The sequence below is a fragment of the Microbacterium sp. CFH 31415 genome (genome assembly GCF_022538185.1).
GTDB lineage: Bacteria > Actinomycetota > Actinomycetes > Actinomycetales > Microbacteriaceae > Microbacterium.
On the sequence record NZ_JAKYXC010000006.1, the window covers coordinates 221,692 to 246,366 of the forward strand.

A 24,675-nucleotide genomic window follows, 5' to 3' on the forward strand; every position below is an offset into this window, starting at 1 on the left:
CCAGCACCACATCCGCACCAAACCCGAATCACATCGATAGGAGAATCTCGTGAACGCACGATTCAGTATGAAAGGCCTCCGCCTGCCACTGGTCGCCGCCGCAGCGGCTGCAGCACTGGCGCTGACGGCTTGCGCCGGCGGAGGCGGCTCGGCCGCTCCCGAGGAGTCCGACGGCGGCAGCGCCGAAGACATCGGCCTCATGACGCCGGGCACCCTCGTCGTCGGCATGAACCTGCAGTACAAGCCGCAGATGTTCCTCGAGGGCGACACGCCCAGCGGCTACGACGTCGACCTCCTGAACGCGCTAGCCGAAGAACTCGGTGTCGAGCTCGACATCCAGAACCTCGACTTCAACGGGCTGATCCCGGGCCTCCAGGCCGCGCAGTTCGACATGGTGTCGGTCGGCCTCGGCGCCACCGACGAGCGCAAGGAAGTCATCGACTTCAGCCGCGGCTACGTGCCCTACGCCACCATCCTCGGTGTCGCTCCGGGCTCCGAGCTGGGCTCGACGATCGAGGACTACAACAAGGAAGGCGTAGTCATCACGGCTCTCCAGGGCTCGACGGGCGAGCAGCTGGTGCGCGACACCTTCCCCAACGCGACGGTGGCAGGCTTCCCCGACCAGAACGCCGCGCTGCTCGAGGTCGCCACCGGCCGCGCCGACGCTGTCGTCGTCGAGGACTACATCCTCGCCGAGTTCGATCGCTCGAACCCCGACCAGTTGACCGCCCTTGACCTGGATGAGCCGCTGAGCCTCTACTACGGAGCGTGGGGCGTCCAGAAGGACAACTCCGCGCTCGTGGAGGCGCTCGACGCGTTCCTCTGCAAGGCGCAGAACGATGGGACGCTGGAGGAGTACTACACCAAGTGGATGGCTCCGACCATGCCCGAGATGCCCGGAGGCTGCTGACCTATGCCCGTCGATGAGCACGAGTACGACGTCCTGATCGTCGGAGGAGGCCCCGCAGGAATGGCGGCGGCGTCGACGGCGGCGGATGCGGGACTTCGTACCGTGCTCATCGACGAGCGTCCCACCCTCGGCGGACAGGTCTACAAGCAGCCCGGACCGGGGATGCGCGTGACCGACGCCAAGGCGATGGGCAAGCAGTACCTCGCCGGACGCGAGCTGATCGACGAGGCCGAGGCATCCGATGCGACCGTGCTGCTGCGCACGAGCGTGGTCGACCTCGAGCCCGACCCTGACGGCTGGGTCGCCATGGCGCACACCGATGGCGATCCGGTCGCGTCGATCCGCGCGCGTCGCGTGATCGTCGCCGCCGGTGCGCACGATCGTCCCGTCGTCTTCCCCGGCTGGACGCTTCCCGGCGTCATCACCGCCGGCGGACTCCAGACCCTCGCCAAGACCCAGTCGTTCATCCCCGGCCAGCGGACCGTCTTCGCCGGCTCGGGCCCCGTCGCACTCGCCTTCCCGGCGCAGCTCGCCGGGTTCGGGGCGAACATCGTCACCGCGCTCGAAGCGGGCCCCGCGCCGTCGCCGGTCGATCTCGCGAAGATCGCCGCCGTCGCGCCCGGCAACGTCGGGCTGCTGATGGATGCCGCGAAGTACCAGTCCTCGCTCATCGCGCACCGCATCCCGCTTCGCTACCGCCGCATGGTGGTCCGCGCCGAGGGCGACGGGCGCGTCGAGCGGGTCGTGCACGCGCGCGTCGACTCGCAGTGGCGCGTCATCCCCGGCACCGAGGAGTCGGTCGACGCCGACGTCCTCTGCGTCGGCTACGGATTCACCCCGAGCGGAGAGCTGCTGCGCCTCGCCGGCGCGAGCTTCGACACCGTCGAAGACCTGGGCGGCCCCGTCGTCCGCAAAGACGAATGGTGCCGCACCGAGGTCGCCGGCGTGTACGCGGCCGGTGACGGCGCCGGCGTCGAGGGCTCGGCGGTCGCCGCCGACGAAGGGCGCATCGCCGCCTACGCCGTCGCACAGGACGCCGGCCTGCTGACTGCCGGGGCGGCGTCCGCCGCGGCCCGCCCGCTCCTGCGCCGGCTGGCCCGCCGCCGGGCGCTCACCCGCGCCACGCAGCGCATGTACGGCGTCGGCGACGGAGTCTTCGCTCTCGCGGATGCCGACACCACCGTCTGCCGCTGCGAGGGCGTCGTGCAGGCCGAGGTTCAGGCTGCGGTCGACACGGCCCCCGAGATCAGCGCCGTCAAGGCGCTCACCCGCGCCGGCATGGGACCCTGCCAGGGCCGGATGTGCGGCCGGCACATCGCCGCCATGATCGCCGAGAAGAGCGGCGTGCCCATGGCCGAGGTGGCCCCCGCCACCCCCCGCATGCCCGTGCGGCCGGTCGGCATCGGCGCGATCGCCGACGCGAACGTGGTCGATCCGGGTCTCTTCCAGCGCAAGGACGACGCGCCCCTCGAACCGGAGCGCACCGACGTCGTCCTCTCCGAGATCGTCGGGCGGACCGGCGGCCCGGTCACCGACACCGACGTGCTGGTGATCGGCGGCGGCATCGCCGGCACCGCGGTCGCCTACTACCTCGCCAAGGGCGGAGTGGAGGTCGAACTCGTCGATCGCGGACAGCTCAACCGCGAAGCATCCGGAACCAACGCCGGAAGCTTCCACTTCCAGCTCGCCATCCACCAGCTGTCGGGCGCCGGCACCGACGCCGACCGTGCACGCCTGCTGAGCGACGCGCGGGCGAGCGTCGAGGCGTACGACCTATGGAAGACGCTGAGCGACGAGCTCGCCGCCGACGTCGGCCTGCACCAGACCGGCGGTTGGATGGTCGCAGAGACCCCCGAGCAGCTCACGCTCCTGCACGAGAAGCACCTGCTCGAAGAAGAGGCCGGCATCCACACCGAGGTCCTCACCGGGGCCGAGCTGCGCAATCGCGCGCCATACTTCTCCGACCGGGTGATCGGCGCGACGTACTGCGACCTCGAAGGGCACGCCAACCCCCTGATCGTGGCGCCGCTGTATGCGCGCCGAGCGGTCGAGCACGGGGCGCGCGTGCGCACCCGCGCCGAGGTCTTCTCGATCGACATCGACGAGTCCTCGGCTGCGCACCGCTTCATCGTGCGCACGAACTCGGGCACGATCCGCGCCCGTCGTGTCGTCAACTGCGGCGGCGGCTGGGCGGGCGACCTGGGCGAGATGGTCGGCCTCAAGTTCCCGATCCGTCGCGAGGGTCTGCACGTCAACGTCACCGAGGCGCGCACCCCGCTGCTGCCGTCGATGGTGCAGCACATCGGCCGCCGGCTGACCCTCAAGCAGACGCACCACGGCTCGTTCATCATCGGAGGCGGCTGGCCCACCCCGTACACCGGCTACCCCCGCCGCTACCCGACGACGTGGAACAGCGCCGCCGGCAACCTGCGCGTCGCCCTCGACGTGGTGCCGCAGCTCGAAGACGTCCGCGTCGTGCGCACGTGGTCGGGAGTGATCGCGTTCACCGACGACTACTCTCCGATCGTCGGGGAGTCTGTTCAGGTGCCCGGCTACTTCGCCTGCGTCGCCTCGACCGGCTTCACCTTCTCTCCCATCTACGCTCGGCAGATCGCCGAGATGATCCTCGACCCGGCCGAGGCATCCCCGTTCGACGAGCGATTCTCGCTCGATCGCACGGTGGAGCGCGCTCGCGCCTGACCCAGACCAGAACTACGAAGACCAGAACTACGAACAGGAGCAGCTGCTGATGGATCGCAACGACGTCGACTGGGCGGGGTACTTCCCCGCCGTCGTCACCCCGTTCACCGAGTCGGGCGCACTCGACACCGACACGCTGCACGCGCTCATCGAGCAGTATGCCGAACGTGGCATGCACGGCGTCGTCGTGAACGGCACGTGCGGCGAGTGGTTCTCGCAGAGCGTCGACGAGCGCAAGGCCGTGGCAGAGACCGCGGTCGCCGCCGCGGCGGGACGCATGCGTGTTCTCATCGGCTGCACCTCGAACACCGCCGAGAACGTGCAGGGGCTCGCCTCGCACGCCCTCGGCGCCGGTGCCGACGGGGTTCTGGCATCGCCACCGCCGTACATCAAGCTGTTCCCGAACGAGGTCGTCGCCTGGTACGAAGACATCAGCGAGCGCGTGGGCGGACCGCTCGTGGTCTACAACTGGCCGCATGGAACGGGAATCGACATCGACAGCGACCTGGCCGACCGGCTCGCCGACATCGACGCGGTCGTCGCGATCAAGGACAGCACCCCGAACGCCGAACAGTTCTTCGAGACGTCCCGCCGCGTGCGCGACCGGGTGCGCGTGTTCGGCCCGTACATGTCGGCGCGCGGCGTCGAGGTTCTCCGCAACGAAGGCGGCGACGGCTTCGTCGGCGGCGGATCGCTGAACGGCCGTCCCGACCCCGAGTTCTGGGAGAACTACTGGGAGGGCGACTTCGCCCCGATGGAGGAGTACGCCCGGCGTGCCGACCGCCTCTTCCCGAAGCTGTGGCTGCCGGGCGGCTGGGCGGGGCTGTACGGGTCCTACCAGGCGCAGCTGAAGGCGCTCATGCACATGCTCGGCCAGCCCGCCGGGCACGTCCGCCGGCCGCGTCTGCCCGTCACCGACGAGGCCGACCTCGCCACCATGCGGGCCGTGCTCGTCGAGGAGGGCCTGCTGCAGCCGGAGACGAGCCGGGCATGAGCTCGGGAAGGGTCGCCGGACACGGCCTCGAGCGCGGACGCCGCGTCGAGATCCTCATCGACGGCGAACCGGCAGAGGCGTACGAGGGTGAGAGCGTCGCGGCGGCCGTCATGGCCGGCCGCGGCCTCGGCCTGCGCCAGACCGGCGACGCCGACCCCCGCGGGTACTACTGCGGCATGGGCGTGTGCTTCGACTGCGTGATGGTGGTCGACGGCGTGCCTCAGACACGGACCTGCGTCACCTGGGTGCGCGACGGCATGACGGTGGAGCACCAGGTCGGGTCGGGCACGGCCGCCGACGCCGAGGCCGCGCACGGCCACTGACGGGTCTCGCCAGGCAGCGGCATCCGGATTCCCTCGTGCGGCTGCTCACCTCTTTCGCAGAATCGCGCCGCTTTCGCAGACTATCGCCCGAATACTGCGAAGACCGCGCGTAGGTCGTGTACTGGGTCTTGGCGCCGGTGACTTTCACGGTGATGGTCGAACCACGGTGCGCCGCGGAAAGCAGGAGTCTCGCTGTTGTCGCACCGGCGATGGGTTTTCCGTTCGCGAACCACTGATAGCGCAGCACGGTACCGGGCATCCATTCGCCGGGCACAGCCGTCAGAACACTGCCGACCACTGCCGTGCCGGTGATGGCGGGATAGCTGATCTTGGCGATAAGCGTCGTGGCCGTGGACGGGCGGGTGACGGTTGCGTAGCCGGTCTTGCGCCCCTGGGCGCGGACGGTGATGCGGGCATCCCGGTCAGCGGCGACGAGCTGGTACGTCTGTCCCGTCGCACCGGTGATAGCAACCGAGTTGCGGTACCACTGGTACGTGAATGTGGTGCCTGTCGTCCACGATCCGGGCGATGCAGTGAGTGTGCGGCCGACGGTTGCAGAACCGGTGATCTTCGGCGACGCGCTGCACATCCAGCCGTACGACACCTTCGAACTGGTCGATCGGCTGATCGTGCCGACGCATCCCGACCGCGACACTCAGCCGCACATCCCTGCGGACGGGGAGGCGAGCGTTCCCGAGATCGAGGTCGACGAGAACGTCGCCCCGCGACCCGAAGAGGAAATCGCCGACGTCGCCCGCGCGGAGCCCGACACGACCGACCACAGTCACCCCGTCGACTGAGCAAGCCGCGTGACAACGAAGCCCCGCGCGACAGGGTCGGGCGGGGGCTCGCTTGGGTATCTCAGTTATCGCGGCTCATGATCTGTGTCCTTCCCTCGGGATGGCGACCCTAGCCAGCGACGCGGGCTTCCACAATGGCCGTTGCTGCGTTGGCCAGCTGAGGGGAGCGTGTCGGTGTGAGGGATTACGGTTCGAAGATGGTCGCCGTTTCTGCCAAGCCCGAGTTGCGCGTCGACACCGTCGAGGAATGGGAGCAGTGGCTGGAGTCCGATCCAGATCCCGACGGAGTGAGGCTGCGCGTCCGCAAGGTCGCGTCGAACAAGCCGGGCATCACCTACGCCGAAGCGTTGGACGTCGCGTTGTGCTTCGGGTGGATCGACGGGCAGAAGCAGTCGTTGGATGCCGACTACTTCCTGCAGGTCTTCACGCCGCGGCGGCCTCGCGGGGTGTGGTCGAAGGTCAACGTCGAGCACGCCGCCAGACTGATCGAGGCGGGCCGGATGCGACCCGGCGGTCACCGTGAGATCGAACGGGCGAAGGCAGATGGGCGGTGGGATGCCGCCTACCGGCAGAGCGACGGGGAGGTGCCGGCCGAACTCCAGGCGGCGCTCGACGCCGACCCCGCGATCGCCGCTGCGTTCGCGGCGCAGTCCGCGCAGAACCGCTTCGCGATGGCGTTCCGCGTGGCCAGTCTCAAACGGCCGGAGTCCCGTACTGCCCGCGTCGCTCAGTACGTCGCGATGCTCGCGCGGGGCGAGACGCTCCACTGAGTCACACGGGAGGCAAGATCGTCCGGGGATTACACACCGGGTCCTGGATGCTGGCTAGTCCCGGTGTTCCTCGTGGCTACATGGCGGCCCGCGCACCAACCTGTCCCACGCCCGTCGGTCACACGGGCTCGGTCGCAGAACTGGGCGTCGCGATCACCCGAGGCCGATTCTGGCCGCCATGGCCGCTGGTAGTGCACCGCCTTGACGCTCAGGCTCAGTTGGCACCTTGACGTCGCGCGGCGCCGCTTGAGTAGCGGCATCTGGTCTGCGTCCGTGCACAACGTCGGCGATCCGACCGGATTCGACAGTGTCGGATGCCGTGGCACGGCGCGTCGCCCGAGAACTCCGAGGTTGTGCACAACCTCACCGCGGCGAATGCCCGCCTCAGGGGATGGACTCGATGTACTTGGCGCGGTTGTACTGCCACGGCCAAGCCAGCTCGCCGCCCAGCGCAGCGGCGGCGCGGAGCGGGAACGTCGGCTCGCGCAGGAACTGCCGGGCGACGTAGACGACGTCCGCGTCGCCGGCTCCGAGCGCGGCCTCCGCCTGCTCCGGCGTCGTGATGAGACCGGCCACGCCGACGGGGAGGTCGATCGCGTCTCGCACCTCGCGCGAGAGCGGCTGCTGGTATCCGGGACCGGCGGGGATCTGCTGGTCGGGGCTGTTCCCCCCCGACGAGACGCTCACCAGGTCGACGCCCTCGATGCCCCGGAGGGTCTCGATCGTGTCGGCGACGGTGACGCCGCCCGGCACCCACTCGGTCGCCGAGATCCGCAGCACGAGCGGCATGTCTGCGGGGATGCGATCACGCACGGCGGCGATGACCTCGCGCAGCAGGCGGTCGCGACGGCGGGCGTCGCCGCCGTACTCGTCCGTGCGCTGGTTCGACGTCGGCGACAGGAACTGTCCCAGGAGGTACCCGTGCGCGGCGTGGATCTCCACCAGGTCGAAGCCGGCCTCAACGGCACGCGTCGCCGCGTCGGCGTAGTCCGAGACGACCTTGGCGATCCCTTCGGCGTCGAGCTCGATCGGGGTGGTGAACGGGCCGTATGCGACCGGTGACGGTCCGACCGTCGTCCAGCCGCCCTCATCCTCGGGAACGGACCCGCGACCGCGCGTGGGAGGATACGTCGCGGCCTTGCGGCCGGCATGCGAGAGCTGGATGCCGATCCGGCTGTCCATCCCATGGACGAAGTCGACGACCCGGCGCCACGCGGCCGTGTGCTCGTCGCTCCAGATGCCGGCGTCGTCCGGGCTGATCCGTCCTTCGGGAGAGACCGCGGTCGCCTCGGTCATGATGAGCCCGGCGCGGCCGATGGCGAACGACCCCAGATGCACGAGGTGCCAGTCGCTCGGCATCCCGTCGACCGAGGAGTACATGCACATGGGCGCGACCCACAGCCGGTGCGGGAGGGTGAGCCCGTTGATCGTGATGGGCTCGAACAGGCGGGGCTTCAGGCGGGGCACTCGGGTTCCTTCGGTCGTGCGGTGGTTCGGTCGTGCAGGGGGCGGCGCCGGCTCACTCGTAGGTGCGGCGGCGGCGGAGAAGGGAGAGGTCGGCGCTGATCATCGAGGTCGACTCCAGCAGCTGCGGGAGGTACTCCTCGACGAGCTGCTCGACCGACATCCGAGACGTCGACACCGAGATGTTCACGGCGCTGACGTAGCGGCCGTCGGCGCCGACGACCGGGGCGGCGATGGAGCGCGCCCCCAGGTCGACCTCTTGGTTGTTGAGCGACCAGCCCTGCGCGCGGACCTCGGCGATCTTGTCGCGCAGCTCGTGCTCGTCGACGATCGTGGCCGGCGAGAGCTTCTCGCGGGGATAGGTGCGCAGGTATTCATCGAGCCGGGCGTCGTCGAACTCCGACAGCAGCACGCGGCCCGTTGAGGTGCAGAAGGCAGGCAAGCGCCGACCGATGCCGAGCCGGATCGGCATGATCGTCTCGGCCGCGGCGCGCGCCACGTACACGACGTCGCCGTCGTCGTACTCGCACGCCGAGACCGACTCGCCGATCCGCGCCGACAGGCGACGCAGGTGGTCCTGGGTGATGTCGATGCTCGACGACGACGACAGGAAGGCGTAGCCGAGATCGAGCACGCGCGGTCGCAGATAGAAGCGGTTCTGGCGGCTTCCGACGTAGCCGAGCGTCTCAAGCGTCAGGAGAGCCCGGCGCACCGACGCCCGGCTGAGGCCCGTGGCTTTCGAGACGTCCGCGAGCGACAGCAGGTCGCGCTCGTTCGAGAACGCCCGGATGACGGCGAGCCCACGGTCGAGGGACTGGATGAACTCACCCGACTTGCGGTCGCTCTCGGTGTCGAACATGTCGGCGGCCCTTCGTCAGTCTGCAGACGGCCGGCCGGCCGTCACAGGACGCCTTCGATGCAGATGTACTTGAGTTCGGTGTACTCCTCGATGCCGTGGAGCGAGCCTTCGCGGCCGATGCCGGACTGCTTGACCCCGCCGAAGGGCGCGCCCTCGTACGAGATCAGGCCCGTGTTCACGCCGACCACGCCGACCTCGAGCGCCTCGGCGACGCGCGTGATGCGGCCGATGTCGCGGCTGAAAAAGTAGCCGGCGAGACCGAACTCGGTGTCGTTGGCGAGCGCGATCGCCTCGTCCTCGGTCGAGAACTTGAAGACCGGCGCCAGGGGCCCGAACGTCTCCTCCTTGGCGACGACCATGTCGGGCGTCGCGCCGACGAGCAGCGTCGGGGAGAAGAAGGTGCCGCCCAGCTCGCTGATGCCGCCGCCGTTGAGCACCTGGGCGCCCTTGGCCGTGGCATCCGCGATGTGCGACTCGACCTTCTCGACCGCTGCGCGCGAGATCAGCGGACCCTGCGTGACGCCGGGCTCGCGGCCGTCGCCGACACGCAGCTTCGCGACCTCTTGAGAGAGGCGCGCGACGAACTCGTCGTGGATGCCTTCCTGCACGTAGATGCGGTTGGCGCAGACGCACGTCTGACCGGCGTTGCGGAACTTGGAGTCCATCGCGCCCTTGACGGCGTTCTCGAGGTCGGCGTCGTCGAAGACGATGAGGGGCGCGTTGCCGCCGAGCTCGAGGGCGAGGCGCTTGATCGTGCCCGCCGACTGCGCCATCAGGGTGCGGCCGACCTCGGTGGAGCCGGTGAAACTGATCGTGCGCACGAGGTCGTGGCTGGTGAGCACCCCTCCGATGACCGAGCCGGAGCCGTTGACGACGCTGAGCACGCCCGCGGGGATGCCCGCCTCTTCGGCCAGTGCCACGAGGGCGAACGCCGACAGCGGAGTCTCGCTGGCCGGCTTGATGATCATGGTGCACCCGGCGGCGAGCGCGGGTGAGGCCTTGCGGAGGATCATCGCGGCGGGGAAGTTCCACGGCGTGATGGCCGCGGTAACCCCGACGGCGCTGCGCGTGGTGAGCATGCGGCGGTTGGGGCTGTTGGTGGGGATGACCTCGCCGTAGAGGCGCTTGGACTCCTCGGCGAACCACTCGATGAACCCGGCCCCGTACAGCACCTCTGCCTTGGCCTCGGCGAGCGGCTTGCCCTGCTCGGCCGTGAGGATCGCGGCCAGGTCGTCGGCACGCTCGACCACGAGGTCGTACCAGCGGCGCAGCAGCTTCGCGCGCTGCGGGGCGGGCACCTTCGACCAGGTCTTGAAAGCCTCGTGGGAGGCCAGCACGGCGGCCTCGACGTCTTCCGCGGTGGCGACGGCGACCTGGGCGATCTCTTCGCCGGTAGCGGGGTCGGTGACCGGGCGTCGTTCGCCCGTTGACCCGTCTCGCCACTGTCCGCCGTAATAGAGCTGAGTGCGCAGCAGTTCGCCCTCAAGGAGCTCGTGACGAGTTGTAGTCATAGGTCGCCCTCAACTTTCTGACGCGGATCCCGAGATCGGGTTTGAACCAACTCCAGCATAGGGGGTAATGTGCGAAGTGCGACCATAAGTGCGTAATGCGAACGAACGAAGGTGTCTGAATGCACGTCGAGGAGTTGGACCGCAACTACCTGTTCCACCCGATGACCAATCTGGCGGCGCACGCTGAGAACGGCCCCCATATGACGATCGTCGAGGGTCACGGCGCCACGGTCACCGATCGGACGGGCCGCGACTACCTCGACGCCATGGCCGGGCTCTGGTGCGTCAACGTCGGGTACTCGCACCCCGAGATGGCCGAGGCCCTGCGCGAGCAGGCCCTGAAGCTTCCTTACTTCCATGCCTTCTCTTCTATGGGCACCGATCTTCCCGCTCGCCTCTCGGAGCGCCTGATCAACATGGCGCCGGTGCCGATGAGCAAGGTCTTCTACGGCAACTCCGGTTCCGACGCGAACGACACCCAGGCCAAGCTCGTCTGGTACTACAACAACGTCCTCGGACGCCCCCTGAAGAAGAAGATCATCGCGCGCCGCCGCGGCTACCACGGCGTCACCGTTCTCTCGGGCGGCCTGACGGGCCTGAAGAACCTGCACGACGGATTCGACCTGCCGCTGCCGATGATCCGCCACATCCGCCCGCCGCACCGGCTGTGGGAGCGCGAGCCGGGTCAGACCGACGACGAGTTCGCCACCACCCTCGCGATCGAGCTCGACCGCTTCATCGTCAACGAGGGGCCCGAGACCGTCGCCGCGCTGATCGCCGAGCCCGTCATGGCCGCCGGCGGCGTGATCGTGCCGCCCGACACCTACTTCCCGAAGATCCAGGAAGTGCTCGACAAGTACGACGTGCTTCTCATCGCCGACGAGGTCGTCAACGGCTTCGGCCGCCTCGGGGTCTCGTTCGGGAGCGTCTCGACGAACATGAAGCCCGACCTCATGACCGTCGCCAAGGGCATCACCTCGGCATACGTGCCGCTGTCGGCGGTGCTCGTCAGCGACAAGGTGTGGCAGGTGCTGCTCGACGGCTCGGCCAAGTACGGCAGCTTCGGCCACGGCTACACCTACTCGGCCCACCCGCTGGCCGCCGCCGCCGCGATGACCAACCTCGACATCATCGAGCGCGAGGGCCTCGTCGACCGCGTCGCCGAGAACGGCGAGCTTCTCCACGAGCTGCTGCACAACGCCTTCGCCGATCACCCCAACGTTGGCGAGATCCGGGGCCGGGGCCTCATGGCCGCCGTCGAGTTCGTCGAGTCGCGTGACCCGCTGCGCCCCTTCGCCCAGCAGGGCGCCTTCGCCGGCGCGGTCACGAGGGCGGCGCTCGAGAACGGCGTGATCACGCGGGCTCTGCCCGCCGCCGACACGGTGTCGTTCTCTCCGCCGTTCGTGACCACCCCCGATGAGCTCGAGCGCATGGTCGCGGGTGTGCGTGCAGGACTCGACCACGCCGTCGGCGAGCTGCGGAGCAAGTAGCGTCGTCGTGGTGCGCGTAGGTGTGCTTATGAACCCGATCGAGGGCTTCGGTGGCATGCTCGCGCTCCACGGCACCGACACGCTTGATCCGGCGCGCTACGGCGAAGCCGTGAGCGCGGGTCACGCCGCGCGCCGGCTGGTACGGGCGCTCGAGAGGTTCGCCGCGGGGGGAGGGGATGCCTCGCTCGTCGCGGCGCCCGGAGTCCTGGGCGCCGAGGCGCTGGCCGCGGCATCCGTCCCGCACTCGGTGCTCGCGGGATTCGCGCCGGCGTCGCCCACGACCCGCGACGACACGATCGCCGTGGCGCGACGTCTCGCAACCCAGGGCGTGGACGTGATCCTCTTCGCGGGTGGCGACGGGACGGCCACCGACCTCGCCGAGGCGCTGGGCGAGACGGCTTCCGTCATCGGGGTGCCCTCGGGAGTGAAGATGCACTCCGAGGTCTTCTCGCGTTCGCCCGAGGCGGCCGGACGGCTGCTCGCCGACTTCGTCGCCGGTCGGGCTTCCGTCTCAGCCGCCGAGGTGCTCGACGTGGGCGCCGAGGGCGAGACGGGGGTGGTCGGCGTGCTCCGCGTGCCCCGCTCCCGCGAAGCGCTCCAGGGCGCGAAGACCGTGTCGCGGCCGCAGGCCGCAGAGGTCGTCGGCCACGCCATCGCGCACAACCTCGTCCGCGCCGCGGATCCGGCCACGACGTGGATCGTCGGCCCCGGCACGACCACGGGCACCGTCGGCGAGGCCCTCGGCTTCGCCCCGACCCTCCGCGGCGTCGACGTCCGCCACCCCGACGGCACGGTGGAGCTCGATGTGACCGAGCAGCGCCTGTACGAGATCGTCGTGTCCGCGGCTGAACCGCTCCTCGCCCTCGGGGTCGTCGGCGGCCAAGGATTCCTTCTCGGACGAGGAAACCAAGAGCTGAGCGCGCGGGTCATCGCGGCGATCGGCGCCGACCGCGTCCGCATCCTCGCCACCGAAGAGAAGGTCGGCGCGCTCTTCCCGCCCGTGCTGCTCGTCGATTCCGACCCGGCAGGCCACGGGGAGCAGCATCCGCTCCTCGGCTACCGGAGAGTCCACACCGGTCCGCGGCAGAGCACTGTGCTGAAGGTCGTCGACGCGGCGGCATGAACGAGTCCAACCAGAACGAGAGCAGGAGAGGCACATGAGTCAGTCGCACCCGTACATGGCGAACTCTGCGGAGGGCAGCAGACAGGCGCTGCTCGACGGGATCGGCATCACGGACGCAGAAGAGCTCTTCGCTCAGATCCCCGCCGACCACCGGGCCGACGACAAGGTTCAGCCGGTCCCGGGCATCAAGTCGGAGTTCGAACTGCGCCGCCTCATCGAGGGCCGGCTGCGCGGCGGCATCTCGACCGACTCGCACATCTCGTTCCTGGGCGGCGGGTACTGGAAGCACCACATCCCCGCCCTGTGCGATGAGATCGTGAACCGCCCCGAGATCTCCACGTCGGTGTGGGGCACGCCGAGCTCAGACCACGGCCGAAACCAGGCGTGGTTCGAGTTCGCCTCCGAACTCGGCGCCCTCCTCGACCTCGAGTTCGTCGGGCTCCCCGTGTACAGCTGGGGCTGCGCTGCCGGTCACGCGCTGCGGATGGCCGCACGGATGACCGGCCGCTCGGTCGTCGTGCTCCCCGACAACATCGACCGCGAGCGCCGCCTCGTGATCGAGACGTACGCCGGGTACCGCGAACTCGGCGGGTCGCTCGAGATCCGCGAGGTCGCGATCGACCCCGAGTCGGGCACGGTCTCGCTGGCCTCGCTCGAAGAGGCCCTCGGCGACGACGTCGCCGCCGTCTACCTCGAGACGCCGAACTCGTGGGGTGTCATCGAGCACGACGTCGCCCGGATCATCGACGCCGCGCACGAGGCGGGCGCCGAGGCGATCGTCGGGGTCGACCCGATCTCGCTCGGCGGCCTGGCGTCGCCCGCCGCGTTCGGCGCCGACATCGTGGTCGGCTCGATCCAGCCGCTCGGCATCCACCTGAACGCGGGCGGCGGCGTGGGCGGCTTCATCGCCACCCGCGACGAGGAGCGCTACGCCCGACAGTTCCCGACTCTGCAGGTCAGCATCGCACCCACCACCCGCGAGGGTGAGCGCGCATTCGGAATGACGCTGTTCGGGCAGAGCTCTTACGGCGCACGCGAGCTCGGCAACGACTGGACGGGCAACTCCGTGTACCTGTGGGCCGTGCGTGCGGCGATCTACCTCGCCCTCCTCGGGCCCGCCGGCATGCGCGAGCTCGCCGAGACGGTGGCCGCCAACGCGCGCCGCACCGCCGAGCTGATCGACGCCCTGCCGGGGGTGTCGGTGCGCTACAGCGACCGCATCTTCAAGGAGTTCATCGTCGACTTCTCCGGCACCGGCCGCACGGTCTCCGACATCAACGCAGCGCTCCTGGAGCGGGGCATCCTGGGCGGTCACGACCTGACCGGCAGCCACGACGGACTCGATCAGTGCGCGCTCTACTGCGTGACCGAGGTGATCTCGGAAGACGACGTCCGACAACTGATCTCGGCGATCGAGGAGGTGGTGGCATGAGCACCGTCCGCAACTACCACGCCGCATCGTGGGACGAAGAGATCGTGTACGAGCTCGGAGCGCCCGGCCGCCGAGGGGTCGTGCCCCCGCAGTCGTGGGCACCGCAGGCCGGCTCGTCGCTCTTCCCCGAGGGACTCCGCCGCGACCGCGATGCCGACCTGCCCGAGCTCGCCGAGTACGAGGTGCGCCGCCACTTCACGCACCTGTCGCAGCAGACGATGGGCATGATGGGCATCAGCCTCTTCGGCACGTGCACAATGAAGCACAACCCGACCGTGAACGAGCAGATCACCGCGCGTTCCGAGGTCGCCGCGGTGCACCCCCGCCAGGACCCCTCGACGTACCAGGGCCTCCTCGGGATCGTGCACTCGCTCGAGGACGAGCTGCGCAACCTGTCGGGCATGGATGCGTTCAGCTTCCAGCCCGGAGGAGGGGCGGATGCCGCATACCTCCACGCCGTCGTCACCCGGGCCTATCACGCCTCACGTGGCGAGCTGGCGCAGCGGACGCACATCGTCACCACGGCTCAGGCGCACCCCTGCAACCCGGCGACCGCCAAGGCGGCGGGATTCGAGGTCATCACGCTGCCCATCGAAGAGGACGGCTACCCGTCGGTCGAGGCGCTGAAGGCGGTCATCGGGCCGAACACGGCCGCGCTGATGCTGAACAATCCCGACGACATGGGCATCTACAACCCGCACATCAAGGAGTTCATCGACGCGGTGCACGAGGTCGGCGGGCTCGCGTTCTACGACAACGCGAACTTCAACGGCGTGATGACCCGCCTGCGCGCCCGCGACCTCGGCTTCGACGCGTGCATGTACATGCTGCACAAGACGTTCGGTGTGCCCAAGGGCGGCAACGGGCCGTCGGTGGGGGCGTACGGATGCTCCGAAGAGCTCGCCCGGTTCCTCCCCGGTCCGCGAATCGTGAAGAACGGCGACGTCTACGACCTGATCGAGCCCGAGGACAGCGTCGGACGCGTGCGGGAGTTCCTCGGGAACGTGCAGCAGCTGGTGAAGGCCTACTCGTGGACCCGGGCGATGGGCACGGACGGGCTGCGCGAGGCATCCGATCTCTCCCTCCTCGCCAACAACTACATGGAGAAGCAGCTGATGGCGCTGAAGGGCGTCACCATGTCGTTCCCCGGCAAGGCGCTGCCGCGCATGGAGATGACGCGATACTCGCTCGAGGAGTACACCGCCGAGACCGGCCTGTCGACCGTGGACGTGCAGAACCGGATGACGGACTTCGGCATCGACGCGTACTGGCTGGCCCACGAGCCGTGGATCGTGCCCGAGCCGTTCACGCCCGAGGCGGGCGAGATGTGGTCGAAGGAAGACCTCGACGAGTGGATCGCCGTGCTGGCTCACGTGCTCGAAGAGGGTCGCCGCGACCCCGAGCTCGTTCGCACCGCCCCGCACAATCAGGTGGTGGCGCAGATCGACGGGTCGGGTCTCGACAACCCCGACACGTGGGCCGTCACGTGGGCTGCGTATCGCCGCAAGCACCTGCAGGGATGACCTGACCGTGAGCGAGTTGTCGGACCTCCTCGACGAGCTGGCGATCAAGAACCTGTCGCACCGGTACGCGATCGCGCTCGACCGGGATGACAGGAACGAGTGGGCATCGCTGTTCTCGGATGACATCGCGTTCGAGAGTGGCAGCTCGTCGCGCGGACTCGAGGACGTGCTCCGGATCCCGCGAGAGCAGCTCGCGCGCTACAAGAAGACCCTCCACTCGGTGACGACGCAGAAGATCTCTCTCGACGGCGACCGCGCCTCGGGGGAGGTCTACTGCGTCGCACACCACCTCTATGAGGACTTCCACCAGAACAAGCGGCTCCCGTTCGACCTGAGCCACAACTTCCTCATCCGCTACGAGGACGAGTACGCCCGCATCGACGGTCGCTGGGTCTTCACTCGCCGCCGGGTGAACACCGAGGCGCGGTTCGTGGATCAGATCATCCCCGCCGCCCAGGGCTGACCGGGCGCGTGTCACGCGTGCTCGGCGTGACGAAGGGAGGGCCGGCGACGAGGTGGCTCAGCGCTCCAGCACCACCGCGAGACCCTGACCCACGCCGATGCAGATCGCCGCGACGGCGACACCGCCGCCCCGGCGGGCGAGCTCGTGCGCGGCGTGTCCGATGATGCGTCCGCCGGATGCACCCAGCGGGTGGCCGATCGCGATCGCGCCGCCGTGGATGTTGATCCGCTCGGGGTCCAAGTCGGGCCAGCCCTTAGCGCAGGCGAGGGACTGGGAGGCGAACGCCTCGTTGAGTTCGACGAAGTCGACGTCGGCCCACGTCCGGCTGGCGCGGGCGAGCGCCTTGTTCGCCGCCTCGATGGGGGCGATCGGGAAGACGTCGGGATCCACGCCGTGCGCCGCCCGCCCCGCGATGCGAGCGAGCGGTTCTCCCGGCAGCACGCCCTCACCCGCGAGGAGGACCGCCGACGCCCCGTCGTTGATGGGGGAGGAGTTGCCCGCCGTCACCGTGCCCGAGCCGTCGGATGCGAACAGCGCCTTCAACCCCGCGAGCTTCTCCGCCGACGTGTCGTCGCGGATGCCCTCGTCGCGCGAGAGGTCGGCGCCCGCCACGGGCACCGACTCGGCGTCGTACATCCCGTCGGCCCACGCCTGTGCGGCCAGACGGTGGGAACGGACCGAGAACTCGTCCTGCTGCTCGCGGGTGATGCCCCACTCGCGCGCGATCTTCTCGGCCGACTGGCCGTTCGAGATCGTCCAGTGCGTCGGCAGCGCAGGGTTGGTCATCCGCCAGCCGATGGATGTGTTCCACAGTGTCTGGTTGCCCACTGCCGGCCACGGCCTGGGTGACTTCTCAACCACGTAGGGCGCCCGGCTCATCGACTCGACCCCGCCGGCCAGGATGATCTCGGCATCCCCAGACTCGATCGCCCGCGCGCCCTGGATGACCGCCTCGACGCCTGACGCGCACAGGCGATTGACGGTGGTGCCGGTCACGGGCGTGGGCAGCCCGGCGAGCAGCGCTCCCATGCGGGCGACGTTGCGGTTGTCTTCCCCCGCCTGGTTGGCGTCGCCGAAGATCACGTCGGCGATGCGTGCAGGGTCGAAGTCCTGGCGTTCGACGACAGCCCGCATCACGTGCGCGGCGAGGTCGTCGGGTCGGATGTGCGAGAGCGCTCCGCCGGCTCGACCGAACGGAGTTCGGACCGCGTCGTAGATGTGCGTCTGAGTCATGTCACATTCCGGAGGGGTGGGGGCCGGCGATGTCGAGGCCGATGAGCTCGGCCAGCGAGGCCGGGGTGTTGTCGCCGAACGCCTCGCGGAGGCGGAAGCGGCCGTCGACGACGTCGAAGACGGCGTGGTCGGTGTAGACGCGGGTGACGCAGCCGACGCCGGTCAGCGGGTACGTGCACTCGGCGACGAGTTTCGGCTCGCCCGCCTTCGTCAGCAGGTCGGTCATGACGTACACGGACTTGGCGCCGATCGCGAGGTCCATCGCGCCGCCGACGGCCGGGATCGCGCCGGGGGCGCCCGTCGACCAGTTGGCCAGGTCGCCGGACTGCGACACCTGGAACGCGCCGAGCACGCAGACGTCGAGGTGCCCGCCGCGCATCATGCCGAACGAGTCGGCGTGATGGAAGTACGCCGCACCGGCCAGAGCGGTCACGGGCTGCTTGCCCGCGTTGATGAGGTCCGGGTCCACCGAGCCCGTCACGGGAGTCGGTCCCATCCCGAGGAGCCCGTTCTCGGTGTGGAGGATGATCTCCTGGTCGTCGGGAAGATAGTCGGCTACGAGGGTGGGAGCACCGATCCCGAGGTTGACGTACGAGCCCTCGGGGATGTCGACGGCGATGCGGGCTGCGAGCTCCAGTCGCGTGATGCGGGTCGTCACGATCCGTCCCCTTCTGCGGACGCCTCGGCCAGCGGACGCCCTTCGATGTCGACGCCGCCGACGAAGGCGCCGTCGTGCAGCCAAGCCCGCGCGCCCACGGCGACCACGCGGTCGACGAAGATGCCGGGTGTGACGACCGACTCGGGGTCGAGCGACCCCAGCGGCACGATCTGGTCGACCTGCACGACGGTCGTCGCCGCCGCGGTGGCCATGATCGGACCGAAGTTGCGGGCGGTCTCGCGGTAGACGAGGTTGCCCCAGCGGTCGCCCTTGAGCGCACTGACGAGCGCGACGTCGGCATGGATCGGGTACTCGAGCGCGTACTCGCGCCCGTCGATCGTTCGTGTCTCCTTGCCTGCGGCGAGCTCGGTGCCGACGCCGGTGGGGGTGAAGAAGGCCCCGATCCCCGCCCCGGCGGCGCGGATGCGTTCGGCGAGATTCCCCTGCGGAACGACCTCGAGCTCGATCTCGCCCGACCGATAGAGGGCGTCGAACACCCACGAGTCGTGCTGGCGGGGGAAGGAGCACACCACGCGGCGCACCCGACCGAGTGCGAGCAGCCGGGCGAGGCCGATGTCGCCGTTGCCGGCGTTGTTGCTCACGATCGTGAGGCCCGACGCGCCCTGGTCGATGAGGGCGTCGATCAGCTCTACGGGCTGACCGGCCCGCCCGAACCCGCCGATCATCACCGTCGAACCGTCAGCGATGCCGGCGACGGCGGCCGCGGCATCCGGCACCGTCTTGTCGATCACACCGGCCTCCATGTGTTCGGCTTACGTACACCTGTTCGTTCTGCGCCCACTCTACTGCACAATGCGGCGAACGACGAGTCAATCGAAGTCGGCCGCCAGGCCGTTGCGGTGGTACTCGAAGATGATGCTCGTGCGCGTCGAGGCGACACTGGGGTGCGCCGACATCCGCTCGACGACGAACTGCCGCACCGCCGAGGAATCGGCGACGGCGATGTGGACCAGGAAGTCGTCGGACCCGCCGACGAAGAACACCTGCAGCACCTCGGGCAGTCGGCGCACGTGGTGGGTGAACGCGCGGATGCTCTCGTGCCGCGCGCCGGGCCTCAGCGTCACGCCGATGACCGCCTGGAGTCCGCGGCCGAGCGCCGTCTGGTCGGCGGCGGCATGGAACCCCGTGATCACGCCTCGTTCCATGAGGGAGCGCATCCGCGCATGCGCGGTCGACGGCGCGACGCCGAGGATGTCGGCCAGCGCGGCGTTCGTCATGCGTCCCTCGGTCGACAACAGGGCGAGGATCTGCTCGTCCACGGCATCAAGAGCACCTGGCATGGTGAAGAGTATTCCGTAGATCCCGGTATCACCGAACAATCACCAGCGTATATCGCTGAATTACCGCATCCAGTCTCGTGAACATTCGACGAGTAGTGCTTTTCGCGGAAGCTTTTGCGAACCTCTAACCGACTTGGCGGTCGCGGGACCGTCACCAGAGCGGGAGGAGACCCTGATGCACATCGGTGTGCCGAAAGAGATCAAGAACAACGAGCGTCGGGTCGCGATGACCCCCGCGGCCGTCGACGCCCTCGTGCGCCGCGGCCACACCGTGACCGTGCAGAGCGGCGCTGGACTGGGCAGCGCGTTCTCGGACGACGCCTACCGGATCGCCGGCGCTCGCCTGGTCGACAGCGCGGCCGAGACCTGGGGATCGGCCGAGATGGTCGTCAAGGTCAAGGAGCCGATCGCCGCCGAGTACGGCCACCTGCGCGATGACCTCACCCTCTTCACCTTCCTGCACCTCGCCGCCGACCGGCCGCTGACCGACGCGCTCGTGAAGTCGGGCACGACCGCGATCGCCTACGAGACCGTGCAGACACCCGACCGGGCACTTCCTCTTCTTGCCCCGATGAGCGAGGTCGCCGGCCGGCTGTCGATCGCCGTCGGCGCGAACGCGCTGGTCAGTCCCGCAGGCCGCGGCATGCTGCTGGGCGGTGTGCCCGGCGCCCCGAAGGCGAAGGTCGTCGTCATCGGCGGCGGCGTCGCGGGTGAGCACGCCACGGCGAACGCGCTCGGCCTCGGAGCCGACGTCACCGTCATCGACATCTCCCTGCCGAAGCTGCGTTACCTCGAGGCGCGATATCAGGGCGCCATCCAGACGCGCTACTCGACCCGTTACGAGATCGCCGAGCAGCTCGCCGAGGCCGACCTCGTCATCGGTTCGGTGCTCATCCCCGGCGCCGCAGCGCCGAAGCTGGTCACGGACGACATGGTCGCCGGGATGAAGAAGGGCTCGGTTCTCGTCGACATCGCGATCGACCAGGGTGGATGCTTCGAAGGCTCGCGCCCGACAACCCACGACGAGCCCACCTTCCCGGTGCACGATTCGCTCTACTACTGCGTCGCCAACATGCCCGGCGCCGCCCCGCACACCTCGACGCGTGCGCTGGTCAACGCCACTCTCCCCTACGTCACGTCTGTGGCCGACGAGGGCTGGGATGCCGCGGCCGGGGCCGATGAGGCGCTGGCACTCGGACTGAACGTGCGCAGAGGCGAGGTCACCAACGCGGCGGTCCGCGCAGCGTTCTCGCTCTGAGTGCCGGTCGGATACCGCCACGTGACACGGACGTCATGATCACCGATCTCCACACGCTGCGCAGCTTCGTCGCGGTCGTCGAGTGCGGCTCGGTCGTGGCAGCTGCTCGCTGCAGGGGATACAGTGCGGCGGCGGTGTCGCGGCACCTCGGTCGGTTGCAGCGGCGGCTGGGGGTTGCTCTGTTCGAACCGGACGGCCGCGGTATCCGCCCGACTCAGCACGGACTGCAGCTCGCCGAGCAGGCCCGAGAGCTCATCGCCGAGGTGCGGCGGTTCGACGCCGCCGTCGCCGCCGTCGCCGCCGCGGCGCGGGCCGGTGGCTGTTCACCGACCTCGAGTCGGGTGCTCGAGGGCTGAGTCTGCCCTGTGTGAGCGCGGCGGGGTCGTCGAGCCGGCACAGCCGTGGGCGAACCACGCTGTCGACACCAACCTCATCACCGGCCAGATCCCGCCGTCACCGCCACGTCGAAGCCCCGCGAACCCTTTCCGCGCGCCTTGCTACTCGTAGCGGAGCGACTCCACCGGATCGGCGCGTGCGGCCCGGGCCGCCGGGAGGGTGCCGGCGAGAAAGGCGATCGCCATGACGACGACGATGATGCCGGCGATGGCGACAGGGTCGAAAGCGATGAGGGTGAGGCCCGGCAGGTCTGCCAGCAGCGTTGTGGAGAGCGACGAGCTCAGCGCGCTGCCCGCGATGATGGCGACGGCCACTCCGATCGCGCTGCCGAGGAATCCGATGAATGCGGCCTCGAGGCTGAACAGGCTGAAGACCCGCCCGTTGCCCATGCCCATCGCCTTCATGAGGCCGATCTCGCGCGTGCGTTCCTGCACCGACATGAAGAGCGTGTTCACGATGCCGAAGCTCGCGGCGAGCAGGGCGATGATGGCGAACGCGTTCAGCACGAGCACGATCCCGTCGATCACGGTCTTGAACAGCCCGAGCTGATCGGCGACGGTGGATCCGGTGTAGCCGGCATCGTTGAGACGCTTCTTCAGCGCGGTGACGTCGTCGTCGGTGGCTGCCGGGTCGAAGAAGACGCTCGCTTGCGCGTAGCGTTCCACCTCGTCGTCGGGGACGCCGATGTTCTGGGCGTCGAAGAGCGCGTCGCTGAGTGCGGTGTTCGGCACGATGGTCGCGCCTGCGGGGGACGCGAGGCCTTCCTCGGCGACACCGACCACGGTCGCCTCGACGAAGTGCTGGGTGCGTTCGGCGTCGGTGATCGCGAGCGTCACTGTCTCACCGATGGCCCGCTCCGGATCGCCCAGGCCCATCGGCTCGACGAAGGCGACGGGGAGGACGAGCTGCAGGGCGGAGGCGGCGTCGTCGGGCACGACTCCCGATTCGAGCGGGATCGTCTGTCCCGCGATGAGGATCCCGACTCCGATGACGTACTTCGTGCCGTCGCCTGCCTGGATGTAGTCGGGCGAGATCGCCCGGGTGGGCTGCACGTCGAGCACGCCGTCTATCCGCGCGATGGCCTCGAGATCTTCGGGGGTGAGCGCCACCACCGTCGACCCGGGAGGGCCGGGCTGACCGCTCGCGATGGCATCCGGGTTGTACTTCACCGGGTCCGTGGCGTCGACGCCCGTCGCCCCTTCGGGGGTCGTCGTGACCGTCATCACATCGGAGGCGCCGATGGACGTGACGGTGTCGTCGATGAAGGCGTTGATCCCGGTGCCGAGCCCACTCGTCAGCGTGAGCGTGAAGGCGCCGACGAAGATCGCCAGGATCGTGAGGATGGTCCGCGTCTTCGAGCGGAACGTGTTCGCGACCGCGGAGGCGATCAGATCGATGGTCCTCATGCGTGCACCGCCGCGGAGTCCGCGACGAGGAGCCCGTCGCGGATGAGCAGGCGTCGATCGCAGCGACTGGCCAGATCCTCGTCGTGGGTGACGACGATCAGGGTGATCCCGTGGTCGCGATGCAGCCCGAAGAGGATGTCTTCGACGATCGCGCCCGTGGTCGAGTCGAGGTTGCCCGTCGGTTCATCGGCGAAGATGATGCGCGGATCGTTCACCAGCGCGCGCGCGATGGCGGTGCGCTGCTTCTGCCCGCCCGACAGATCGACCGCCTTGTTCCTGGCCTTGTCGTCGAGCTCGAGCTGCTCGAGCGCCGCGTGGCCGCGGCGGAGCCGCTCGGAGCGACCGACGCCCGCGATCTTCAGCGGCAGGATCACGTTCTCGAGCACGGAGGAGTTGCCCGTGAGGAAGAACTGCTGGAAGACGAAGCCGAACGTCTTGTTTCGTGTCCGGTTCAGTCGCCTGCCGCGCAGGGTGGAGGTGTCTATCCCCTCGAGTTCGACGGTGCCCGAGGTGGGGGCGTCCAGGAGCGCGAGCACGTGCATCAAGGTGGACTTCCCCGAGCCGCTCTTGCCGACGATCGCGACGCTCTCACCCTCGTGGACGTCGAAGCTGACGCCTCTCAGGGCATCGAAGCGGTTCTGTCTCCGGCCGTAGGACTTGTGCACGTCCCGAACCGAGATGATCGGCGTCCTCATGGCACTCCCTCGCTCTGAAGGCAACATCCCTAGTTAACCTAGCGATCTCGCCGAGGTGCGGGCGCGTTACGGAGCAATCCCTCGCGACATCTGAAAGTGCGACCGCGGTGATCAGCGCGTCGCGTCGAGCGGCCAGCCGGTGTAGGCCTCGGCGAGGTAGGTGCTGCCGGCCTCGGATTCGACGACGGAGCGCAGCTCCCCGAGCTGGCGCAGCCGGTCGAAGTCGGAGGCATCCGGCGCCACGTGCAGCATGCTCGTCATCCACCAGGAGAAGTGCTGCGCCTTCCAGATGCGGCGCAGTGCGGTCTCAGGGAATGCGGCCAGCAGCCGGTCGTCGCGGTCGAGCAGCAAGGCGCGCAGTGCGCGTTCGAGGATGAGCACATCGGCGACCGCCAGATTCATGCCCTTCGCGCCGGTCGGCGGGACGGTGTGCGCGGCATCGCCGACGAGAGCGACGCGTCCGTTCAGCAGCTGATGCGCGACGAAGCTGCGGAAGCGGAGCACATCGCGCTGGAAGATCGGGCCCTCGTTGAGCGTCGTCCCGGGTACCCGGCGCTGGAGCGCATCCCACAGTTCGGCCTCGGAGTACCCGGTCGGGTCGGTCTCGGGATCGCACTGGAAGTACATCCGCTGCACGGTGGCGCTGCGCTGGCTGACGAGGGCGAATCCGTCGGGGGAGTTGCTGTAGATCAGCTCCGCCGCCGAGGGCGGCGCTTCGCACAGGATGCCGAACCAGGCGAAGGGGTACTCCCGGAAGTAACCGCCGGTGGATGAGCCGGTCACCGCCTCACGTGCCACACTGCGTGATCCGTCGGCGCCGACCACGAAGTCGGCTTCGATCACGAGAGGCGAACCGCCGGCATCGGTGGCGATCACGCGCGGGCGGTCGGATGCTGCATCCTCCACCCGTTCGGCGGTGACGCCGAACCGCAGGTCCTGGCCGTCGGCGAGGCGGGTGGCGATGAGGTCCTTCAGCACCTCGTGCTGCGGGTAGAGCCAGACCGACCGGCCGACGAGGGCGTCGAAGTCGATGCGATGGCCTTCGCCCGCGAACCGCAGTTCGATGCCGTCGTGGCGGCTCCCCGCGGTGCGGACCCGCGACGAAGCGCCGGTGGACTCGAGGATCTCGACCGTGCCCTGCTCCAGGATCCCGGCGCGGATCGTGCTCTCGATCTCCTCGCGCGAGCGCTGGTCGATGACGATCGACTCGATGCCGGCGTCGGCGAGCAGATGCGAGAGCAGGAGGCCTGCGGGGCCGGCGCCGATGATCGCCACTCGGGTTCGGACGGTCGTGGTCATGTCGTCTCCTTCGACGGGGAACCGGATCATTCTGCGGTGCCCGGGGGCCCAGCATCCGAGCGATTCC

Annotated in this window: 23 protein-coding genes; 13 read left to right on the top strand and 10 right to left on the bottom strand. The window is 69.1% G+C overall.

Translation table 11 applies throughout. The features are described 5' to 3' along the window. The first annotated feature begins 67 nt into the window (after window positions 1–67). The 6 genes from MK786_RS09025 to MK786_RS09050 all read left to right on the top strand — a co-directional run bounded on the left by MK786_RS09025 (window position 68) and on the right by MK786_RS09050 (window position 6,497). Window positions 68–910: a transporter substrate-binding domain-containing protein gene (locus MK786_RS09025; RefSeq protein ID WP_241111890.1), complete on the top strand. Its 843-nt coding sequence runs from the start codon at window positions 68–70 to the stop codon at window positions 908–910. A 3-nt stretch (window positions 911–913) separates the two neighbouring features. Next, window positions 914–3,610: an FAD-dependent oxidoreductase gene (locus MK786_RS09030; RefSeq protein WP_241111891.1), complete on the top strand. Its 2,697-nt coding sequence runs from the start codon at window positions 914–916 to the stop codon at window positions 3,608–3,610. Window positions 3,611–3,659: 49 nt separating this feature from the next. Further along, the gene (locus tag MK786_RS09035; protein ID WP_241111892.1) at window positions 3,660–4,604 is read left to right on the top strand and encodes a dihydrodipicolinate synthase family protein; all 945 of its coding nucleotides are present in this window, start codon (window positions 3,660–3,662) and stop codon (window positions 4,602–4,604) included. After that, window positions 4,601–4,927: a (2Fe-2S)-binding protein gene (locus MK786_RS09040; RefSeq protein WP_241111893.1), complete on the top strand. Its 327-nt coding sequence runs from the start codon at window positions 4,601–4,603 to the stop codon at window positions 4,925–4,927. The genes MK786_RS09035 and MK786_RS09040 overlap by 4 nt, the downstream gene beginning before the upstream one ends. Window positions 4,928–5,421: 494 nt before the next feature. Then, window positions 5,422–5,727, top strand: coding sequence for a hypothetical protein (locus tag MK786_RS09045; RefSeq protein WP_241111894.1), 306 nt, complete (start codon window positions 5,422–5,424; stop codon window positions 5,725–5,727). Window positions 5,728–5,924: 197 nt separating this feature from the next. After that, window positions 5,925–6,497 carry a YdeI family protein gene (locus MK786_RS09050; protein ID WP_241111895.1) on the top strand — a complete coding sequence of 191 codons (573 nt, stop codon included), beginning with the start codon at window positions 5,925–5,927 and terminating at the stop codon, window positions 6,495–6,497. A 384-nt stretch (window positions 6,498–6,881) separates the two neighbouring features. On the opposite strand, the gene MK786_RS09055 is transcribed toward MK786_RS09050, so the two are convergent. The 3 genes from MK786_RS09055 to MK786_RS09065 are packed head-to-tail and all read right to left on the bottom strand — an operon-like array spanning window position 6,882 to window position 10,331. Then, entirely contained in the window at window positions 6,882–7,964 is a 1,083-nt protein-coding gene (locus MK786_RS09055) for an NADH:flavin oxidoreductase/NADH oxidase (RefSeq protein ID WP_241111896.1), read from the bottom strand. A 52-nt stretch (window positions 7,965–8,016) separates the two neighbouring features. After that, complete coding sequence (locus MK786_RS09060) at window positions 8,017–8,820, bottom strand: IclR family transcriptional regulator C-terminal domain-containing protein (RefSeq protein WP_241111897.1); 804 nt, start codon at window positions 8,818–8,820, stop codon at window positions 8,017–8,019. 41 nt (window positions 8,821–8,861) lie between these two features. Further along, a complete protein-coding gene (locus MK786_RS09065; protein WP_241111898.1) occupies window positions 8,862–10,331 on the bottom strand; it encodes an NAD-dependent succinate-semialdehyde dehydrogenase in 1,470 nt (489 codons plus the stop codon). A gap of 119 nt (window positions 10,332–10,450) precedes the next feature. Here MK786_RS09065 and MK786_RS09070 point away from each other — a divergent pair, with 119 nt between their 5' ends. From MK786_RS09070 to MK786_RS09090, 5 genes are read left to right on the top strand one after another with little or no spacing between them, the layout of a single operon-like run. Beyond that, a complete protein-coding gene (locus tag MK786_RS09070; RefSeq protein WP_241111899.1) occupies window positions 10,451–11,821 on the top strand; it encodes an aminotransferase in 1,371 nt (456 codons plus the stop codon). 28 nt (window positions 11,822–11,849) lie between these two features. Further along, window positions 11,850–12,944 (top strand): ATP-NAD kinase family protein, encoded by a 1,095-nt coding sequence (locus MK786_RS09075; protein ID WP_241111900.1) that lies wholly within the window; start codon window positions 11,850–11,852, stop codon window positions 12,942–12,944. Window positions 12,945–12,978: 34 nt separating this feature from the next. Beyond that, on the top strand, window positions 12,979–14,376 hold the full coding sequence (gene gcvPA / locus MK786_RS09080) for an aminomethyl-transferring glycine dehydrogenase subunit GcvPA (protein WP_241111901.1): 1,398 nt from the start codon (window positions 12,979–12,981) through the stop codon (window positions 14,374–14,376). Then, the gene (gcvPB, locus tag MK786_RS09085) at window positions 14,373–15,899 is read left to right on the top strand and encodes an aminomethyl-transferring glycine dehydrogenase subunit GcvPB (RefSeq protein ID WP_241111902.1); all 1,527 of its coding nucleotides are present in this window, start codon (window positions 14,373–14,375) and stop codon (window positions 15,897–15,899) included. Before gcvPA ends, gcvPB begins: the two co-directional genes overlap by 4 nt. Window positions 15,900–15,906: 7 nt before the next feature. Continuing rightward, window positions 15,907–16,362 (top strand): nuclear transport factor 2 family protein, encoded by a 456-nt coding sequence (locus MK786_RS09090; protein ID WP_241111903.1) that lies wholly within the window; start codon window positions 15,907–15,909, stop codon window positions 16,360–16,362. Window positions 16,363–16,419: 57 nt separating this feature from the next. On the opposite strand, the gene MK786_RS09095 is transcribed toward MK786_RS09090, so the two are convergent. The 4 genes from MK786_RS09095 to MK786_RS09110 all read right to left on the bottom strand — a co-directional run bounded on the left by MK786_RS09095 (window position 16,420) and on the right by MK786_RS09110 (window position 19,554). Further along, window positions 16,420–17,595, bottom strand: coding sequence for a thiolase family protein (locus tag MK786_RS09095; RefSeq protein ID WP_241111904.1), 1,176 nt, complete (start codon window positions 17,593–17,595; stop codon window positions 16,420–16,422). A gap of 1 nt (window position 17,596) precedes the next feature. Next, entirely contained in the window at window positions 17,597–18,253 is a 657-nt protein-coding gene (locus MK786_RS09100) for a 3-oxoacid CoA-transferase subunit B (RefSeq protein WP_308220035.1), read from the bottom strand. Beyond that, window positions 18,250–19,017 carry a 3-oxoacid CoA-transferase subunit A gene (locus tag MK786_RS09105; protein WP_241111905.1) on the bottom strand — a complete coding sequence of 256 codons (768 nt, stop codon included), beginning with the start codon at window positions 19,015–19,017 and terminating at the stop codon, window positions 18,250–18,252. Before MK786_RS09105 ends, MK786_RS09100 begins: the two co-directional genes overlap by 4 nt. A 66-nt stretch (window positions 19,018–19,083) precedes the next feature. Then, a complete protein-coding gene (locus MK786_RS09110; RefSeq protein ID WP_241111906.1) occupies window positions 19,084–19,554 on the bottom strand; it encodes an Lrp/AsnC family transcriptional regulator in 471 nt (156 codons plus the stop codon). Window positions 19,555–19,729: 175 nt separating this feature from the next. On the opposite strand from MK786_RS09110, the gene ald reads away from it, so the two are divergent. Together ald and MK786_RS09120 are read left to right on the top strand one after the other, a co-directional pair. After that, on the top strand, window positions 19,730–20,812 hold the full coding sequence (ald, locus tag MK786_RS09115; RefSeq protein ID WP_241111907.1) for an alanine dehydrogenase: 1,083 nt from the start codon (window positions 19,730–19,732) through the stop codon (window positions 20,810–20,812). Window positions 20,813–20,847: 35 nt separating this feature from the next. Further along, window positions 20,848–21,168: a LysR family transcriptional regulator gene (locus tag MK786_RS09120; protein ID WP_241111908.1), complete on the top strand. Its 321-nt coding sequence runs from the start codon at window positions 20,848–20,850 to the stop codon at window positions 21,166–21,168. 141 nt (window positions 21,169–21,309) lie between these two features. Here MK786_RS09120 and MK786_RS09125 read toward each other — a convergent pair whose 3' ends face one another. The 3 genes from MK786_RS09125 to MK786_RS09135 form a co-directional block, all read right to left on the bottom strand. Beyond that, on the bottom strand, window positions 21,310–22,614 hold the full coding sequence (locus tag MK786_RS09125) for an ABC transporter permease (protein ID WP_241111909.1): 1,305 nt from the start codon (window positions 22,612–22,614) through the stop codon (window positions 21,310–21,312). Continuing rightward, complete coding sequence (locus MK786_RS09130) at window positions 22,611–23,309, bottom strand: ABC transporter ATP-binding protein (protein WP_241111910.1); 699 nt, start codon at window positions 23,307–23,309, stop codon at window positions 22,611–22,613. The genes MK786_RS09125 and MK786_RS09130 overlap by 4 nt, the downstream gene beginning before the upstream one ends. Before the next feature lie 111 nt (window positions 23,310–23,420). After that, on the bottom strand, window positions 23,421–24,608 hold the full coding sequence (locus MK786_RS09135; RefSeq protein ID WP_241111911.1) for a 4-hydroxybenzoate 3-monooxygenase: 1,188 nt from the start codon (window positions 24,606–24,608) through the stop codon (window positions 23,421–23,423). Window positions 24,609–24,675 lie beyond the last annotated feature (67 nt).